Origin of the sequence: Amycolatopsis sp. FDAARGOS 1241 (assembly GCF_016889705.1) — a bacterium.
Taxonomy (GTDB): Bacteria; Actinomycetota; Actinomycetes; order Mycobacteriales; family Pseudonocardiaceae; genus Amycolatopsis.
Genome location: NZ_CP069526.1, coordinates 9,039,262 through 9,054,648, shown reverse-complemented (window position 1 = coordinate 9,054,648; position 15,387 = coordinate 9,039,262). Strand labels below are relative to the sequence as shown.

General features: G+C 70.6%; 19 protein-coding genes and 1 pseudogene. 13 read left to right on the top strand and 7 right to left on the bottom strand.

Annotated elements, in window-relative coordinates:
- Positions 1 to 65 precede the first annotated feature (65 nt).
- Both I6J71_RS43955 and I6J71_RS43950 read left to right on the top strand, forming a co-directional pair.
- Entirely contained in the window at positions 66 to 662 is a 597-nt protein-coding gene (locus I6J71_RS43955; RefSeq protein WP_239154251.1) for an NADPH-dependent FMN reductase, read from the top strand.
- 10 nt (positions 663 to 672) lie between these two features.
- Positions 673 to 1,008, top strand: coding sequence for a helix-turn-helix domain-containing protein (locus I6J71_RS43950; protein WP_204092250.1), 336 nt, complete (start codon positions 673 to 675; stop codon positions 1,006 to 1,008).
- Positions 1,009 to 1,067: 59 nt separating this feature from the next.
- Here I6J71_RS43950 and I6J71_RS43945 read toward each other — a convergent pair whose 3' ends face one another.
- Entirely contained in the window at positions 1,068 to 1,532 is a 465-nt protein-coding gene (locus tag I6J71_RS43945; RefSeq protein ID WP_204092249.1) for a DUF6474 family protein, read from the bottom strand.
- A gap of 115 nt (positions 1,533 to 1,647) precedes the next feature.
- Here I6J71_RS43945 and I6J71_RS43940 point away from each other — a divergent pair, with 115 nt between their 5' ends.
- The 3 genes from I6J71_RS43940 to I6J71_RS43930 all read left to right on the top strand — a co-directional run bounded on the left by I6J71_RS43940 (position 1,648) and on the right by I6J71_RS43930 (position 4,860).
- Positions 1,648 to 3,294 carry a TM0106 family RecB-like putative nuclease gene (locus tag I6J71_RS43940; RefSeq protein ID WP_204092248.1) on the top strand — a complete coding sequence of 549 codons (1,647 nt, stop codon included), beginning with the start codon at positions 1,648 to 1,650 and terminating at the stop codon, positions 3,292 to 3,294.
- An 85-nt stretch (positions 3,295 to 3,379) separates the two neighbouring features.
- A complete protein-coding gene (locus tag I6J71_RS43935) occupies positions 3,380 to 4,018 on the top strand; it encodes a PadR family transcriptional regulator (protein WP_204092247.1) in 639 nt (212 codons plus the stop codon).
- A 161-nt stretch (positions 4,019 to 4,179) separates the two neighbouring features.
- On the top strand, positions 4,180 to 4,860 hold the full coding sequence (locus tag I6J71_RS43930) for a class I SAM-dependent methyltransferase (protein WP_204092246.1): 681 nt from the start codon (positions 4,180 to 4,182) through the stop codon (positions 4,858 to 4,860).
- A 260-nt stretch (positions 4,861 to 5,120) separates the two neighbouring features.
- Here I6J71_RS43930 and I6J71_RS43925 read toward each other — a convergent pair whose 3' ends face one another.
- On the bottom strand, positions 5,121 to 5,879 hold the full coding sequence (locus I6J71_RS43925; RefSeq protein WP_204092245.1) for an SDR family NAD(P)-dependent oxidoreductase: 759 nt from the start codon (positions 5,877 to 5,879) through the stop codon (positions 5,121 to 5,123).
- A 179-nt stretch (positions 5,880 to 6,058) separates the two neighbouring features.
- Between I6J71_RS43925 and I6J71_RS43920 the strand changes: the two genes are divergently transcribed.
- Both I6J71_RS43920 and I6J71_RS43915 read left to right on the top strand, forming a co-directional pair.
- On the top strand, positions 6,059 to 7,369 hold the full coding sequence (locus I6J71_RS43920) for a UDP-glucose/GDP-mannose dehydrogenase family protein (protein ID WP_204092244.1): 1,311 nt from the start codon (positions 6,059 to 6,061) through the stop codon (positions 7,367 to 7,369).
- A gap of 133 nt (positions 7,370 to 7,502) precedes the next feature.
- Positions 7,503 to 7,880 carry a VOC family protein gene (locus I6J71_RS43915; RefSeq protein WP_239154250.1) on the top strand — a complete coding sequence of 126 codons (378 nt, stop codon included), beginning with the start codon at positions 7,503 to 7,505 and terminating at the stop codon, positions 7,878 to 7,880.
- A 17-nt stretch (positions 7,881 to 7,897) separates the two neighbouring features.
- Here I6J71_RS43915 and I6J71_RS43910 read toward each other — a convergent pair whose 3' ends face one another.
- Genes I6J71_RS43910 through I6J71_RS43895 form a run of 4 tightly spaced genes read right to left on the bottom strand, consistent with a single transcriptional unit; the run spans position 7,898 to position 10,081 of the window.
- Positions 7,898 to 8,293 carry a hypothetical protein gene (locus I6J71_RS43910; RefSeq protein WP_204092242.1) on the bottom strand — a complete coding sequence of 132 codons (396 nt, stop codon included), beginning with the start codon at positions 8,291 to 8,293 and terminating at the stop codon, positions 7,898 to 7,900.
- A 52-nt stretch (positions 8,294 to 8,345) separates the two neighbouring features.
- Positions 8,346 to 9,233 carry a VOC family protein gene (locus I6J71_RS43905; RefSeq protein WP_204092241.1) on the bottom strand — a complete coding sequence of 296 codons (888 nt, stop codon included), beginning with the start codon at positions 9,231 to 9,233 and terminating at the stop codon, positions 8,346 to 8,348.
- The gene (locus tag I6J71_RS43900; RefSeq protein WP_204092240.1) at positions 9,226 to 9,750 is read right to left on the bottom strand and encodes an RNA polymerase sigma factor; all 525 of its coding nucleotides are present in this window, start codon (positions 9,748 to 9,750) and stop codon (positions 9,226 to 9,228) included. The genes I6J71_RS43905 and I6J71_RS43900 overlap by 8 nt, the downstream gene beginning before the upstream one ends.
- A gap of 4 nt (positions 9,751 to 9,754) precedes the next feature.
- Positions 9,755 to 10,081 carry a hypothetical protein gene (locus I6J71_RS43895; protein WP_204092239.1) on the bottom strand — a complete coding sequence of 109 codons (327 nt, stop codon included), beginning with the start codon at positions 10,079 to 10,081 and terminating at the stop codon, positions 9,755 to 9,757.
- 114 nt (positions 10,082 to 10,195) lie between these two features.
- Here I6J71_RS43895 and I6J71_RS49530 point away from each other — a divergent pair.
- From I6J71_RS49530 to I6J71_RS51530, 3 genes and pseudogenes are all read left to right on the top strand, one after another.
- Positions 10,196 to 10,324 (top strand): annotated as a pseudogene (locus I6J71_RS49530) (helix-turn-helix domain-containing protein); the annotation flags it as partial.
- Positions 10,325 to 10,476: 152 nt separating this feature from the next.
- On the top strand, positions 10,477 to 10,896 hold the full coding sequence (locus I6J71_RS49525) for a DUF5753 domain-containing protein (RefSeq protein ID WP_370542055.1): 420 nt from the start codon (positions 10,477 to 10,479) through the stop codon (positions 10,894 to 10,896).
- A 93-nt stretch (positions 10,897 to 10,989) separates the two neighbouring features.
- Positions 10,990 to 11,112, top strand: coding sequence for a DUF397 domain-containing protein (locus I6J71_RS51530; RefSeq protein WP_370542054.1), 123 nt, complete (start codon positions 10,990 to 10,992; stop codon positions 11,110 to 11,112).
- A gap of 5 nt (positions 11,113 to 11,117) precedes the next feature.
- Here the strand turns inward: I6J71_RS51530 and I6J71_RS43880 are convergent, their stop codons facing one another.
- Positions 11,118 to 12,548: an MFS transporter gene (locus I6J71_RS43880; RefSeq protein ID WP_204092238.1), complete on the bottom strand. Its 1,431-nt coding sequence runs from the start codon at positions 12,546 to 12,548 to the stop codon at positions 11,118 to 11,120.
- A gap of 102 nt (positions 12,549 to 12,650) precedes the next feature.
- Here I6J71_RS43880 and I6J71_RS43875 point away from each other — a divergent pair, with 102 nt between their 5' ends.
- The 3 genes from I6J71_RS43875 (at position 12,651) to I6J71_RS43865 (ending at position 15,369) form a co-directional block, all read left to right on the top strand.
- The gene (locus I6J71_RS43875) at positions 12,651 to 13,484 is read left to right on the top strand and encodes a helix-turn-helix transcriptional regulator (RefSeq protein ID WP_204092237.1); all 834 of its coding nucleotides are present in this window, start codon (positions 12,651 to 12,653) and stop codon (positions 13,482 to 13,484) included.
- An 80-nt stretch (positions 13,485 to 13,564) separates the two neighbouring features.
- The gene (locus tag I6J71_RS43870) at positions 13,565 to 14,704 is read left to right on the top strand and encodes a sensor histidine kinase (RefSeq protein ID WP_204092236.1); all 1,140 of its coding nucleotides are present in this window, start codon (positions 13,565 to 13,567) and stop codon (positions 14,702 to 14,704) included.
- The gene (locus I6J71_RS43865) at positions 14,701 to 15,369 is read left to right on the top strand and encodes a response regulator transcription factor (RefSeq protein WP_204092235.1); all 669 of its coding nucleotides are present in this window, start codon (positions 14,701 to 14,703) and stop codon (positions 15,367 to 15,369) included. The genes I6J71_RS43870 and I6J71_RS43865 overlap by 4 nt, the downstream gene beginning before the upstream one ends.
- Positions 15,370 to 15,387 lie beyond the last annotated feature (18 nt).

The following is a 15,387-nucleotide window of genomic DNA, read 5'->3' as shown; positions in this document are numbered from 1 at the left end:
ACCCCACACGGGCCGCTCGCTAAGGAATGCTAAGTTACTCAGGATTCCTTAGTCGAGCGGCCCGCGTGTCGGGCCGGGAGGAGGCGGAGGCGTTGCCGAAGCTGGAGATCATCCTGGCGAGCACCCGGCCGGGCCGGGTCGGACTGCCGGTGGCCAAGTGGACGGAAGCCGCGGCGATCGAGCACGGCGGGTTCGACGTCGAGCTCGTGGACCTCGCCGAGGTCAACCTGCCGTTCATGAACGAGCCCAAGCACCCGCGCCTTGGCCAGTACGAGCACCAGCACACCAAGGACTGGAGCGCGAAGGTCGCCGAAGCGGACGCGTTCGTCTTCGTGATGCCCGAGTACAACTACGGCTACAACGCCGAGCTCAAGAACGCGATCGACTACCTGCACAACGAGTGGAAGTACAAGGCCGTCGGCCTGGTCAGCTACGGCGGCGTCGCGGCGGGCACGCGCGCGGTGCAGCAGATCAAGCAGGTCGTGACGACGCTGCGCATGACGCCGGTGTTCGACGCCGTGTCGATCCCGTTCGTGCAGCAGTTCCTGAACGAGGCCGGCGAGTTCGTGCCGAACGACATCGTGCAGACGTCGGCCAAGGCGATGTTCGACGAGCTCGTGCGCGTGACCGACTCACTCGCGCCGCTGCGGGCGGGCAACTAGGGAGCAGGCCATGGAGGGGCAGCGGGAGGACGTGCAGGACACTTGCGTGCGCTTCCACGCGGCGATCGAGCTGATCGGCCCGCGCTGGACGGGCGCGATCCTGCGCGCTGTCCTCACCGGCCACCACCGCTACGGCCAGATCAAGGCCGCGGTGCCGGGCGTCAGCGACACGATGCTGTCGCAGCGGCTGAAGACGCTGGAGGAGCAGGGCGTGCTCGAGCGGCAGGTCATCACCACGTCGCCCGTGCAGGTCGAGTACCACGCCACGGCCAAGGGCCGGGACCTCGAGCCGGTGCTCGACGCGGTGCGCTCGTGGTCGCACAAGTGGATCCAGTTGCCGTCTTGACCTGCGTCGTTCTTCGGGCCGGGCCGTTCACCTCACGGGGTGAGCGGCCCGGGTCGCGCTCAGACGCCGAGGCGGTGCAGCAGCTGCTCCTCGAGCGAGTCGAGCTCGCTCGAGACGGCGCGGTGCGCGGCCTTGCGCCGGGTGGCGGGCATGCGTTCGGCGGCGCGGACGGTGGCGGAGAGCTGTTCGAGCGTGCCCTGGGTGTCGGCGGCGAACTTCTGGTCGGCGTCGGTGGCCTTGCCCGACTTCTTGAGCTCGTTCAGCCCCTGCACGAGCCCGGCGATGCGGGCGTGCAGCGCGGCGCCCCGGCCGGTGAACTCGCCGAGCTGGTCGACGGCGACACCGAGCTTGCGTGCCTGGTAGCGGTCGTACGCCTCCCGCGCCGCACCGGCCGCGCGCACCGCGTACGGCGCGACGATCGGCAGTACCGCCGGGCCGATCACCTTGGCCACCGCGATCGCGTTCTTCGCCTTCTTCGGGGTGATCCGAGCTTCACCCGCGTCTTCTTTGGCCTTGCGCGCCATGGCCCACCTCCTGCGACGTGTCGGGGTCGAACTTACTGGTCCCTCCGGCCCCGGGCATGTCGGCTCGCAGCACGGAAAGGCGATTCTGACGGGGGTGGCGGATAAGGTGATCGTCATGGGTAACGAGGTGCTGCTCGACGCCGGCGCGGTCAGCCGCTGCCGTCGCCGTGTGCATCTGGAGCACGACCCCGCGATGCGCGAGGTCCCGCTGCCGCCGCCGGACCCCACGGCGCAGCAGCGGATCGCCGACGCGACCGCGCACCGCGAGGCGATCGTGCTGCGCCTCGTCGAAGGCTCGGGGCCGGACGCGACGTGGGCCCGGATCCCGCGCGACCTGCCGGCCGCCGACCGCGTGCGGCTCACGGAGGAGGCCTTCGCCGAGGGCGTCCAGTACATCTGGGGTCCGCTGCTGCGCGCCGACCCGATCGGGCACCGGCGCGGCGGCGTCGACCTGCTCGTGCGCACGGCCACCGGGTATGTGCCGGTGCTCGTGGTGCGCCACCGCATCACCGACCGCGGCCAGGGTGCGTCGACGACCCGGCTGACCGACCTCGACCCCGGCCACCGAACGCCCGACGAGACGCGCAAGGTCCGGTCGCAGCCGCGGGACCAGCTGCGGCTCGCGCACCTACGCCGGATGCTGCAGACGTACGGGAAGGCCGAGACCGGCCGCGCCGTCGGCGGCGTGATCGGCTTGGACGCCGACGTCGTGGTGTGGCACGACCTGACCGCCGGCACCTGGCCGGGCGGGCGCAGTGCGCTGAACGAGTACGACGCGCGCTTCGCCGACCGACTGGCCGTGGCCACCGCGGCCGCGACCGGCGGCGAACCGCTGGCCATGCCCTCGCGAGTGCTGGAGTGCCGGCGCTGCCCGTTCTGGCCCACGTGCGAGGTGCTGCTGGGCGAGCTGCGCGACGTCAGCCTCGTGGTGCGCGGGGAGGACGCCGGGGAGCTGCGCAAGGCGGGCGTGTCCACTGTGGACAAGCTGGCCGCGCTCGACCCGGCCGCCGAGCCGCCGCCGATGAACTGGACGGGCGGCACGTTCGCCGACGCGATCGTGCTCGCGCGCGCGTGGCTCGCCGACTTGACGGTGGTGCGCCGCACGCCGCAGGTCGAGGTGCCACGGGCCGACGTCGAGGTCGACGTGGACATGGAGAGCTTCGGCGACGCCGGCGCGTACCTGTGGGGCACGCTGCTCTCGGGCGCGGACATCGGCGTGCAGCGGGGTTACCGTGCCTTCGCGACGTGGGACCCATTGCCGACGGTCGATGAGGCGCGCTCGTTCGCCGAGTTCTGGGCGTGGTTCACCGACGTGCGTGAGCGCACGCTCGCGGCCGGCCTCACCTTCCGCGCCTACTGCTACAACGCGCTGGCGGAGAACCGCTGGCTGTTCGGCTCGGTCGACCGCTTCGGCGCCGAGCCGGGAATGCCGGCCAAGAAGGACGTCCAGTCCTTTGTGGATTCCGACGAGTGGGTGGACCTCTTCCGCAGCGTCACCGACCAGTTCCTGTGCTCGCGCGGCAAGGGGCTCAAGGTGATCGCGCCCGTCGCCGGGTTCCAGTGGCGGGACCCGGAGGCCGGCGGCGAGGCGTCGATGCGCTGGTACCGCGACGCCGTCGGCATGGACGGCGAGGCACCCGACGACGAGCAGCGTGCGCGGCTGCTGCGCTACAACGAGGACGATGTGCTGGCCACCAAGGCCCTGCGCGAGTGGATGTCCACGCGGGCGCAGGTCGAAGTGCCGTACATGCTCGACCTCTGAGATCCCGGGGTTTTTCCCTGAGCCGGTTCCACCGCGCGTGGCGCATACTCGTAGGCGAGTACTCGTCGACGAGGAAGTGGTGTGGGTGAAGCGGCGGAAGGTCGGCAACATGCTGGGGCTGGCTGTGCTGTCGGCCCTGCTGGAGCGGCCGATGCACCCTTACGAAATGGCGTCTGTGCTGCGGGAACGCGGCAAGGACGCCGATCTGAAGATCAAGTGGGGCTCGCTCTACACCGTGGTCGGCAACCTCGAGAAACACGGGTTCGTGGCCGCCGTCGGGAGCGTGCGCGACGGCGGGCGGCCCGAGCGCACCATCTACCGCCTCACCGAGGCCGGCCGCGCCGAGCTGGAGGACTGGGTCGCCGAGCTGCTCGGTGAGCCGGACCTCGAGCCGACGAAGTTCCGGGCGGGGCTGTCGATCATGGCTTCGCTGGGGCCGGACGAGGTCGTCGCGCTGCTCGCGACGCGGCTCGCCGCGCTGGACGAGCGGATCGCGCAGCGGTCGGTGGCGCTGGAGGCCGCGCAGGCCCAGGTGCCGCGCCTGTTCCTCGTGGAAGGCGAGTACGAACTGGCGCTGCTGCGCGCCGAGGCCGAGTGGGTGCGCGGCTTACGCCACGACCTGACGTCCGGCGCGCTGCCGGGCGTCGCCGCGTGGCGGCACTACCGGGAGACCGGGGAGCTGCCGGAGGACTTGACCGCTTTCGCCGAAGGCGGCCAGGGGTAACCGAGCCGGCCCCGGTGGCGGTGCTGGCACACCGCCACCGGAGCCGGGGAAACCGTCGAACCGATTCCGCGGAGCGGATCCGATCCTCAGGCTGCGATCACCAGGATACGGGCCCGCGCTCGCCGAACCGGTTCGGCCGATCACCGAACGGGAGATGAGTCATGGGGAACACCGAGGTCAAACGGCACCGGACGAAGCTCGTGCCGGAGATGGAAGGGCCCGTCGCGCGGGCGTACGCGCGGGGGCGGGGGACCGCGCCGCAGCTGGCGTACTACCGGTCCTCGGCGGCGGCGCTGGCCAAAGAGCTGCCCGAAGGTGCCGACGTGCTCGAGGTGGCGCCCGGGCCGGGGTTCCACGCGGTCGAGCTGGCGCGGCTGGGGTTTGTGGTCACGGGCCTCGACGTGAGCCGGACGTTCGTGTCGCTGGCTTCCGATTACGCGCGGGAGCAGGGGGTCGCGGCGAAGTTCGTGCACGGGGATGTGGCGAAGATGCCGTTCGCCCCGGAGTCGTTCGACTTCCTGATCTGCCAGGCGGCCTTCAAGAACTTCGCGGATCCGGTGGACGCGCTCGACGAGATGTGGCGCGTGCTGCGGCCGGGCGGCGTGGCCGTGGTGCAGGACCTGCGGAAGTCGGCGACGGCCGGGGAGATCGCGGCCGAGGTCGACGGGATGTCACTGGGTCCGGTGGGCGCGTTGACGACCCGGTTCACGTTGGGGCAGTTGAGGAAGCGGGCGTACACGCCGGAGGGGTTCGAGGCACTGGTGCGGGAGAGCCGGTTCGGGACGTGTTCGGTTGTGGTGGAGGGGATCGGGATTGAGGTTCGGATGAGGAAGAGCGAGTAGGTTTCGCGGCTCACCTTCGCGTGGGGCGTCGGGTCGCCTGGCCGTGGGGTTTGGGTTGGCAGCCCAGCACCCCGATCCGTGATTGCGACGACGGTCTGGACCACCTTGGCATGGCTGGAAAGCGTGCCTTGACAAGGTGGTCCAGACCGCGGGGCAGGCGGGGATCGAGGTGCAGGGCCGGGACTGGGTGCTGGCGTGGCCGGCGGAGTCCCTGGCCGTGGGGTGCTGTGAAGACGTGGTCCCGTCGTTGAGTGCGCTGGTTACCGCGGAGCCATGCGGAGGGCGCCGTCCATGCGGATGACTTCGCCGTTGAGGTAGTCGTGGTCGATGAGCGACAGGGCGAGCTGGGCGTACTCGTCCGGGCGGGCCAGGCGCTTCGGGAAGGGCACGCCGGCGGCGAGGCCCGCGCGGAACTCGTCGCTGACGGTCGCGAGCATCGGGGTGTCGACGATGCCCGGGGCGATCGTCAGCACGCGGATGCCCTGCGACGCCAGGTCGCGCGCGGCCGGCAGCGTGAGGCCGACGACGCCGCCCTTGGAGGACGAGTACGCGACCTGGCCGATCTGGCCGTCGTAGGCGGCGACGGACGCGGTGTTGATGACGACGCCGCGGGCGTCGTCCGCGAGCGGCTCGGTCTTGGCGATCGCCTCGGCGGCGATGGTGAGCACGTTGAACGTGCCGATGAGGTTGATCTGCACGACCTTCGCGTAGAGCGCGAGGTCGTGGCGGCCCTTCTTCGACAGGATGCGGGCCGACGGACCGATGCCGGCGCAGTTGACGACCGTGCGCAGCGGCACCCCGGAGCCGGCCGCGGTGTCGACGGCCGTCTGGACCTGGTCGGGGTCGGTCACGTCGGCCTCGACGTAGGTGATGCCCTCGACCTGTTCGGCCTTCTCGATGGCGGCGGCGAGGTCGAGCGCGAAGACGCGCGCGCCCTTGGCGGCCAGCGCCTTGGCGGTCGCGCCGCCGAGGCCGGAAGCACCACCCGTGACGAGCGCTGCGGTGTCGGTGATCTGCATCTTCAGCCTTTCTGCTCCGGGTGCGGCCCTGCACCACAGTCGCCAGGTTAACGGTGGTTCGCACACTCGACGGGTGTGCTGGCTCACGCCCGGCGTGTTCTTCAGTTCTCGCGTGGAGTATTCGGCGTCGCCCACTTCCGTTAGCGCCCGCTTCAACTCCGAATGTCACCTTCGGCAGCATGAGCGCAGCTCGGATCGTGGTGGTGGGGACGGGGTACGTCGGATTGACCACGGGGGCATGTCTCGCGAGCCTGGGGCATCGCGTCACCTGCGTGGACGTGGACGAGGCGAAGGTCGCGCGCCTTTCCGCCGGCAGAGTGGACATTCTCGAACCGGGGCTGGCCGAACTGGTCACCGGCGGCATCGCGGGCGGCCGGCTCTCCTTCGTCGTCGGCGCCCGGAAAGCGGTGCGCACCGCGGACGGGGTGTTCCTCTGCGTGCCGACGCCGATGGGTGCCGGCGGATCCGCCGACCTGCGTGCGGTGGAGGCGGTGACGGCCGAGATCGGCGACGTCCTGCCCGCCGGCTGCGCGCTGATCACCAAGTCGACCGTGCCCGTCGGCACCTCCAAGCGGATCGCCGCGATGCTGGGCCGCGACGACGTGCCGGTGGTGTCCAACCCGGAGTTCCTGCGCGAAGGCACTGCGGTGTCGGACTTCCTGAACCCCGACCGGATCGTCGTCGGCTCCGACACGCTCGCCGCCGCCCGCTGGGTCGGAGACCTCTACGCGGACCTCGGCGCCCCGGTCGTGGTCGCCGACGCCGCGAGCGCGGAACTCGTGAAGTACGCGGCCAACTGCTTCCTCGCGCTCAAACTGTCCTATGTGAACTCGATCGCCGAGCTGTGCGAACGCCTCGGCGCCGACATCAACCTCGTCACCGACGGCATGGGCTACGACAAGCGCATCGGCCGCACGTTCCTCAAGCCCGGTCCGGGCTGGGGCGGTTCGTGCCTGCCCAAGGACACCAGCGCGCTGGTGAAGGTCGCGGAGTCGGTGAACTACGACTTCCGCATGCTCACCTCGGCCATCGACGAGAACATCGCCCAGCGCGACCGCATCGTCGCGAAGATCGCCGGCGCCTGCGGCGGTACGCTGGCCAGTGCGCGGATCGGTGTGCTGGGCCTGGCGTTCAAGGCCGGCACCAACGATCTGCGCGACTCGCCGGCGCTCGCGGTGTCGTCCGTGCTCGGCGCGCTGGGCGCGGAGATCACGGCCTACGACCCGGCGGTCGAGGGCGGCATCGACGGCATGACCGTGGTCGACGACCCGTACCAGGTCGCCAAGGACGCTGACGTGATCGTGGTCCTCACCGAGTGGGCGGAGTTCAAGAACCTCGACTGGACCGTGATCGCCGAGGCGATGGAGGGCGACGACGTGGTCGACACGCGCAACCTCCTCGACCCGACCACGATCATCGATGCCGGCCTCTCGTGGCAGGGCGTCGGCCGGCCGCGCGCCGCCGGGCGCAAACGGGTGGCCGTTTCGTAGCGGGCTCGGTTAGGGTCGTGAACGCGGTATCGCGTGCCGGTCACCGGCTGGGTGAGGCATGGAGGTGCCGGGATGCCTTCCGGAGGCATTGTTCGTGTCTGTTCCCGTTTCCGTTGAGCTCAACCATTTGATCGTGCCGTCCCGGGACAACCGGGAGTCCGCGGAGTTCCTCGCCCACCTGCTGGGTCTCGAAGTGGGCGAGGAGTGGGGGCCGTTCATCCCCGTCGAAACCCGCAACGGAGTCCGCGTGGACTTCGCGACCGTCCCGCCGCAGGACTTGCGGCTCCAGCACTACTGTTTCCTCATTCCTGAGACTGCGTTCGACGCGTTTTTCGCACGCCTGAAGGAAACCGGCGTCGCTTATCACGCCGATCCGCACGGTAAGCAGCTCGGCGAGATCAACCACAACCACGGCGGCCGCGGCGTCTACTTCCTCGACCCGGGTGGCAACGGGATGGAAGTGATCACGCAGCCGTACGAGCCGGACCGCCGTCGGCCCGGGAGCTGGTAGCGCTTTCCGGGTGGTCCTCACGCGGGCAGTGAGGACCACCCGCCGCCGGTGGCGAGCAGGGTGCGGACCGCCGCCGCGTGGTCGGCGAAGCTCGCGAGGTCGCTGTGCAGCAGCGACGCGCGGTCGGCGTCGAGGGGTTCGGTGTCGTCGCGCCAGAGTTCGAGGGTCCAGTTGGCCGCGAGGAACATCGAGCGCACGAGGCCGATGATCCCGGCGTCATCGGGGCCGCCGCTGTCGCGGTAGGCGTCGAGGATTTCATTGCAGGTCTCGAAGAGCTGCTCGAGGCCGCGGACGGCTTCGGCGGGCGTGCCGTCCCAGTCGGGGCCCGGCCACGTGCAGGAGCCGAGCTCGAGCCACAGCCGCCAGCCGGCGGTCAGCTCTGCGTCGTTGCACGGTGTCCAGTGCCCGGGCATGCCCCCGAGTGTGCGCCCCGGCGGCGGGAAACCGCCGGGGCAATGGGGTTTCTCACTCGTGTGGTCGTTCCCAGAGCCAGAACTCGATGCCCTGGTCGTCGAGGCAATCTGCGGTCGTGCCGTAGGGGTGGTGTTCGACTTCGCCCGCCGTGCCGCCGTGGTCGCGCACCCGCGCGAGGGCGGCGGTGAGGTCGTCGACGGCGTACATCAGCTTCCAGCCGACCTGCCGGCCCGGGCCGCCCCACAGCCCACCTTGAAGGCCGGGGCCTTCGAAGCCCCACGCGCCGGGCACCGAACCCGGCGAGAACCGCCAGCCGAGCACGCCACCGTAGAACGTCTTGGCGCGCGCGTCGTCGGGCACCTGGAAGGTGAAGTACATGGCTTCGCCCTGGCGCGCGACCGGGGTGTCGTGCTTACCGGTCTGTGCCGCCTGCGCGATCAGCCACCGCTGGCCGTACGGGTCCTTGAGGGTGCCCGCGAGCCCGTAGCCGCGGTCCTCGACCGGCCGCAGCAGCTCGGCACCGCGCTCGACGGCGCGACGGGCCGACTCGCGCGCGTCGGCGACTTCGACGCGGATCAGCGGCCCGCCCTCGGGGGCCACGACGTTGCCCAGCTCGGGGAACTCTTCGGCGAGCATCAGCACGCTGTCGCCGATGGCGAGCTCGGCGTGGCCGATGCGCCCGTCGTCCATCACGATCGGATCGGACCGGCGGCGGGCGCCGAAGACCTCGACGTAAAAGTCCAGCGCGGCGCGGGCGTCGGTGACAACCAGGTACGGCGCGATGGCGCGCACCCGCTCGTCGGCAGGGGTTTCGGTGGTGGTCATCTCGGCTCCGTTCAGGATGAGGCGCTGCAGGTTGTCGCGCAGCTCCGCGGCGAAAGCCGGGTCCGGATCGACCGGAGCGGAGGGCAGGCGGAGCGCGTCGAACGGCTCAGGCATCGCGGCCCCCCTTCTCCTCGTAGCTGCGCCGGAACGCTGCCTTGGCGCGGGTCAGCAACGCCTCCGTGGCGTTGACCGTGCGCCCCAGGCAGGCGGCGACGTCGCCGACCGGCAGGCCGTCGACGTACCGCAGCGTGAGCACGGCCTGGTGGTGCGCTCCGAGCGACTCGAGCACCTGCCGCGCGCGCAGGGCGTCGAGCCGTTCGTCCCAGGGGTCCTCGACCTCGGGGTGTTCGTCGTGCACCAGCCGCAGGCCGCGCTCTTCGCGAGCCTTGCGCCGCCAGTGATCGGCGAGCTTGTGCCGGGCCACGCCGATCAGCCACCCGGTGCTCACCTCCGGCGCACTCTCCTTGCGACAGGCGGCCACCGCCCCGAGGAACGTCTCCGACGTCAGCTCCTCGGCCAGCACGCGGTCCCCGCACCGCGCGAGCAGGTACCCGTACACCTCCGGCAGCGCGGACTCGTACAGCCCGAGCAGCGCGAAGGCCGGGTCCGGTCTCACGCGGGGTTCCGTCACACCCTCATCGTCGCCCGAGCGCGGCGATTTCCGTCGGGTGAATTTCGGCGGGTTTCGCCGGCCAGTTCATCCGCAACGTCACGACGTGTTTCCTGGCATCGGGGAACAGGCGGAACACGCTGACCACGTAACTGCCCGGCTTGGCGTGCTGGCGCGCGAGGAAGTCGTGCGCACAGGCGGCGCCGTACCTCACCGTCCACCCCGCGTACCGCTCCGACCGGTGCTCCAGCACGAACCCCATGTCATCGACCAGCTCGGTGTACTCGTGCACCCGCATCGCGCCGACTTCACGGCGGTACTCCAGCTCGTGCGGATAACCCCAAACGTCCATGACCAGCAGGTTCCCGGTGCGAATCCAGCCGACACGGGCGCGAAATGGGAATCCCACATCGCCGCACCCGCTTTACGATTCGTGATCAGTTCGTGGCGAGGGGTGAGAGAGCGCATGGACCGGCCAAATCATCGGCGACGCCAGCTCGGCCGCACCTTGCGCAAGCTGCGCGAGCAGGCCGGTCTCGGCCAGGAGGACGCCGGACGACCACTGCGCTTCTCCAGCTCGAAGATGAGCCGGATCGAGCAGGGCCACATCCCCGGCTACAACGACTTCCTCGCTCTGCTCGATCGGTACGGAGTGATCACCTCGGACTACGACGAGTACATCCGCATGTTCGACTACGCCAAGGAACGGGGCTGGTGGCACGCCTTCGGCCAGCCCAACACCCGTTGGTGGGCGACCGGCCCGAGGCCGAGATCGCCGTGCGCCTCAGGCGTCAGCGCAGGCTCGCGGAAGTGCCACCGCTTGCTCTGCACGAAATCATCGATGAAAGCGCCTTGTTGCGGAGCCATTGCGGGAGCGAGGAGTTGGAGCACATCCTCACCGTTGGTCGACTCGCGAATGTCGCTGTGCAGGTGATTCCGAGGGAGGTGGGTTCGCACAGCGGTCTCGCCGGCAACTTCACTGTCGTGAGCTTTCCTGATCCCGCGGAGCCCGACATGGCCTATGTCGAGTACAGCTTCGGTTCATTGCAGATCGAAAAGGATCAGGAGGTTCGCGCTGCTAGGCTGATGTTTGAGCATCTCGCCGATCTTGCGCTGGACCAGGAAGACTCCGCCGCCCTGATCAAGGAAATGATTGCCAGGCAGTGAGCGGAGGAGACGAGCCCATGGGGCCTGCCGAACCTCCAGTGGCGCAAGAGCAGTTTCGGCTCAGGCGACGGTCAGGGCGGCAACTGCGTCGAAGTGGCCATCGCTCAGCCGGTGGTCGCAGTGCGCGACTCCAAGGCCCCGGCTGGATCCCTGCTAGTCACCGAAGCGGCATGGCGTGGACTCGTGAGCGCCCTCCAAACCGCCCACGAGTCCTGACCAGGTCAGCGAGGATCCGGCAGCCGCCGAGCCAAGCCCGTCACCACCAGGGCCACCACTGCCAGCAGTGCGATGACCAGAACAAACGCCCCCTCGAACCGAAGCGGCCCCGTGCTCAGCCCCGCGAACAGGCTCCCGAACACGGCCACCCCCAGTGCCAGCGACGTCTGCTGCGTCGTGGTCATCACGCCGCCGCCGATGCCGGCGAGGTCGTGGGGCACGCGGGACAGCACGACACGGAACAGGGTGGTCATGGCCAGGCCGTTGCCGACGCCGATGAGCACCATCGCCGGGGCCAGTTGCCACACCGACAGCGACGGCCAGGCCAGCCACGCGGAACCGGCCAGCACCAGCAAGCCGAGCGCGAGAATCGTCCCGCCGATGGGCACGACCTTGCGGCCGAAGCGGGCCACCAGGTGGCTGCTGACCAGTGACGTCAGGAAGTACGCCACGGCCATCGGCGTCAGCGCGAGCCCCGAGCCGAGCGGGCCGAGGTGCAAGCCGTCCTGCAAGGTCACGGCGTAGACGAACATGAAGGACCCGAAGCCGCAGAAGAACGGGACCGCGGCGACCAGGCCGTGGCGCACGTTCGCGGTCCGGACCAGGGCCGGCGGCAGCAGCGGCATGCCGCCCCGCGCTTCGAGCCGGGACTCGATGCGCGCGAAGCTCAGCACCGCGAACGGGAACAGCACCAGCAGCGCGACCGTCCACCACGGCCAGCCGAGAGCGGAACCTTCCATGAGCGGCACCAGCAGCGAGAGCAGCGACGCGGCGAGCAGCGCCGTGCCCCAGCGGTCGACGCCCAGCGGGTTCGCGGCGCGGCTGTCCGGCACGGTGCGCCGGGCCACGAGCAACCCCACGAGCCCGATCGGCACGTTGACCAGGAAGATCGGCCGCCAGCTCGTGCCCCACAGGTCCGCGGCCACGAGCACGCCGCCCAGCAGCTGGCCGACGACGGTCGAAATGCCGCCCATTGCGCCGTAGTAGCCGAGTGCGCGGGAGCGGTGGGCACCCGAAGTGCCGGCCTGGATGATCGACAGCACCTGCGGCAGCAGCAGGGCCGAGGCTGCGCCCTGCGCGGCGCGGGCGAACACGAGCGTCAGCGCGTCGGGAGCGAGGCCGCAGACCAGCGACGTCAGCGTGAACAGCGCCAGCCCGACCAGGAACAGCCGGCGGCGGCCGAACGCGTCGCCGAGGCGGCCGCCGAGTACGAGGAGCACGGCGTACGCGATGCCGTACGCGGCCACGACCAGCTCCAGCGTCGCGGTGGACGCGTGCAGGTCGGCATCGATGGTGGGGAGGGCGACGTTGACGATGAAGAAGTCGATGACCGGCAGTGCCGCCCCCAGCAGCACGGTGACCAGGCCCGCCGAGGCGAGGGCGGGTCTGGCGGACACGTCGGTGGGGTGCACCGGCGCGTTGGTTGTCGTCGTCATGACAACCACGCTCCGACGCTTCCCAACCTGGTACCAGGTGCGTTCTCATCCTGGTAGTGGGACTACCTGGTACCAGTCAGCCAGGCGTGTTGAACTGGGACCATGACCTCTGCTGTCGAAGAACGCCTGCGCCGCGGCGAGCTCGGCGCGTTCCTGCGCAGCCGGCGCGCCCGCATCACGCCCGAGCAGGTCGGCCTGCCGCTCAGCGGCCGCCGCCGCACGCCCGGCCTGCGCCGCGAGGAGGTCGCGCAGCTGGCCGGTGTCGGGGTCACCTGGTACACGTGGCTCGAGCAGGGCCGCGACATCAACGCGTCCGAGCAGGTCCTCGGCGCGATCTCCCGCACGCTGCGTCTCGACCCGCACGAGCACGCGCACCTGTTCACGCTGGCCGGCTCCCCGGAACCGCCAGCGGTCAAGGAGTGCAACGCCGTCACCGCGTCGATGCGGAAGATGCTGACCAAGCTCGAGCCCTACCCCGTCGCGATCCGCAACGCGCGCTGTGACCTGCTCGGCTACAACCGCGGGTACACGTGGCTGATGGGCGATGTCGACGCCATCCCGTTCGAGGACCGCAACACCCTCGTCCAGTGCCTGCTCAACCCCGACTGGCGCGCCCGCATGCTCGACTGGGATTCCAACGTCCCGCGGGTCATCGCCTCGTTCCGCGCCGCGATGGCCGAGCACGTCGGCGAGCCGGCGTGGAAGTCGCTGGTCAAACGGCTGAAGGCGGAGTCGCCGCTGTTCGACGAGCTGTGGAACCGCCACGACGTGAACGCCGAGCCGATCCGCACCAAGTGCTACGACCACCCCGAGGTCGGCCTGCTCAAGTTCAACTTCACCTACCTCTACTCCGGCCGCCGCTCGGAGATCACGGTGTCGACCTACACCCCGGCCGACGAGGAGACCGCGGCCAAGCTGCCGCTCGCCTTCGACTGACTCCTACGGCGCCGGGCGTAGCCGGGAAGCCGCCTCCGGACGGACGCGCGAACCGCCGTCGACCGGTAGTTTTCTGCACCATGCAGGACTGGTGGCGGGCGCGGAACCCGTGGTTCGGACGGGTGTTCCGGACCCTCGTGGTGCTCGCGTTCGTGCTCGGCGCGACGAGCGCCGCGGGCCGCTGGCAGCCGGGCGCGCACCACCTCAGCGCCGGCGGCGCCGTGTGGCTGGCCGCGACCGTGCTGACGCTGCTGGTCGTCCACCGCTACCCGCTGCCGGTCTTCGTGGTCACGGCCGCGTCGGCGTACGCGTTCTACGCGTCGAGCGAGCCCGGCGGGCCCGTGATCCTGGTGCCGACCATCGCGTTGTTCATGCTCACCCGGCGCAGCGGCCCGGTGATCGCGAGCTGGACCGCGGGCGGCGTGCTGGTGGCGGGGTACGTCGCGCATGTGATCACGACGCAGTCGTTCGCGATCAACGGCACCGCCGGCGTCTTCGTGGTCTGGGCCGCGGCCGTGGTCGGCATCGGCACGGCCGTGCGCTACCAGTTCGCCGCGCTCGCGGCCCGCCGTGAGCAGGCCGCCGAGCACCGCTACCGCTTGGCCGAGCAGGAGCGGCTGCAGATCGCGCGCGAGGTGCACGACGTCGTCGCCCACAGCCTCGCGATGATCAACGTGCAAGCCGGCGTCGCCGCGCACGTCGCCGACCGGCGGCCCGAGCAGGCGAAAGAGGCACTGCTGAACATCAAGGCGGCCAGCGCGTCGGCGCTCAACGACCTGCGCGCGACGCTCGCCGTGCTGCGGTCGGGCGAGGACAAGGCGCCCGCGCCGAGCCTCACGCAGATCGGCGAGCTGCTGGACCACGCCCGGTCCGCGGGCCTCGACGTCGAGCTGCACGGCGACCCCGGCGAGGTGCCCGCGCCCGTGGCCGGCGCGACCTACCGGATCCTGCAGGAGTCGCTCACCAACGTCGTCCGCCACGCCGACGGCGCGCAGCACGTCGCCGTGCGCTTCGACCGGCGGCCGGGTGCGCTGACGCTGACCGTGCGTGACGACGGGCGCACCACCACCGCGCCCACGCCCGGCCACGGGCTGCGCGGCATGAACGAACGGGCCGCGGCACTGGGCGGCACCGTGCGGGCGGGCGTGACCGAAGGCGGCTTCGAGGTGCGGGCCGAGCTGCCCGTGGAGGGGGAGCACATGAGGGGTCGGGAAAGATGACGATCAAGGTGGTGCTGGCCGACGACCAGGCCCTGGTCCGCGCCGGGTTCCGCGTGCTGCTGGAGACGGAGGACGGCTTCGACATCGTCGGCGAGGCGGGCGATGGCGCGGAGGCCGTGGCGCTCGCGCAGGAGCACCAGCCGGACATCGTGGTGATGGACGTGCGCATGCCCGGCACCGACGGCCTCGAAGCCACGCGCCGGATCACCGCGGACCCGGCGCTGGGCGAGACGAAAGTGCTGGTCCTGACCACCTTCGACGTCGACGAGTACGTGTACGAGGCCCTGCGCGCGGGGGCGAGCGGGTTCCTGCTGAAGGACACCGAACCGGTGGAGCTGCTGCGCGCGTTGCGCGTGGTCGCCGCGGGCGAGGCGCTGCTGGCGCCGACCGTCACGCGCCGGCTGATCTCCGAGTTCGTCGGCCGCCCTGAGCACCGGCGCATCGACACCGGGGCCGTCAAGGCGATCACCGAACGCGAGCGCGAGGTCCTCGGGCTCGTCGCGGGCGGGCTGTCCAACGACGAAATCGCCGCTCACCTGGTCATCTCCACGGCGACGGCCCGCACGCACGTCAGCCGCATCATGACGAAGATCGGCGCCCGCGACCGCGCCCAGCTGGTGGTGCTCGCGTACGAATCCGGGCTGGTCACTCCGCGGCGGCGCTGAGCCCCGCCACTAGCCCGA

Bases quoted from the DNA above. Each gene is read 5' to 3' on its own strand.
- I6J71_RS43920 (WP_204092244.1), top strand. From the start codon at position 6,059: ATGAGCGCAGCTCGGATCGTGGTGGTGGGGACGGGGTACGTCGGATTG.
- I6J71_RS43870 (WP_204092236.1), top strand. From the start codon at position 13,565: ATGCAGGACTGGTGGCGGGCGCGGAACCCGTGGTTCGGACGGGTGTTC.
- I6J71_RS43895 (WP_204092239.1), bottom strand. From the start codon at position 10,081: ATGGACGTTTGGGGTTATCCGCACGAGCTGGAGTACCGCCGTGAAGTC.
- I6J71_RS43865 (WP_204092235.1), top strand. From the start codon at position 14,701: ATGACGATCAAGGTGGTGCTGGCCGACGACCAGGCCCTGGTCCGCGCC.
- I6J71_RS43950 (WP_204092250.1), top strand. From the start codon at position 673: ATGGAGGGGCAGCGGGAGGACGTGCAGGACACTTGCGTGCGCTTCCAC.
- I6J71_RS43880 (WP_204092238.1), bottom strand. From the start codon at position 12,548: ATGACGACGACAACCAACGCGCCGGTGCACCCCACCGACGTGTCCGCC.
- I6J71_RS43910 (WP_204092242.1), bottom strand. From the start codon at position 8,293: ATGCCCGGGCACTGGACACCGTGCAACGACGCAGAGCTGACCGCCGGC.
- I6J71_RS43945 (WP_204092249.1), bottom strand. From the start codon at position 1,532: ATGGCGCGCAAGGCCAAAGAAGACGCGGGTGAAGCTCGGATCACCCCG.
- I6J71_RS43905 (WP_204092241.1), bottom strand. From the start codon at position 9,233: ATGCCTGAGCCGTTCGACGCGCTCCGCCTGCCCTCCGCTCCGGTCGAT.
- I6J71_RS43930 (WP_204092246.1), top strand. From the start codon at position 4,180: ATGGGGAACACCGAGGTCAAACGGCACCGGACGAAGCTCGTGCCGGAG.
- I6J71_RS43940 (WP_204092248.1), top strand. From the start codon at position 1,648: ATGGGTAACGAGGTGCTGCTCGACGCCGGCGCGGTCAGCCGCTGCCGT.
- I6J71_RS43875 (WP_204092237.1), top strand. From the start codon at position 12,651: ATGACCTCTGCTGTCGAAGAACGCCTGCGCCGCGGCGAGCTCGGCGCG.
- I6J71_RS43925 (WP_204092245.1), bottom strand. From the start codon at position 5,879: ATGCAGATCACCGACACCGCAGCGCTCGTCACGGGTGGTGCTTCCGGC.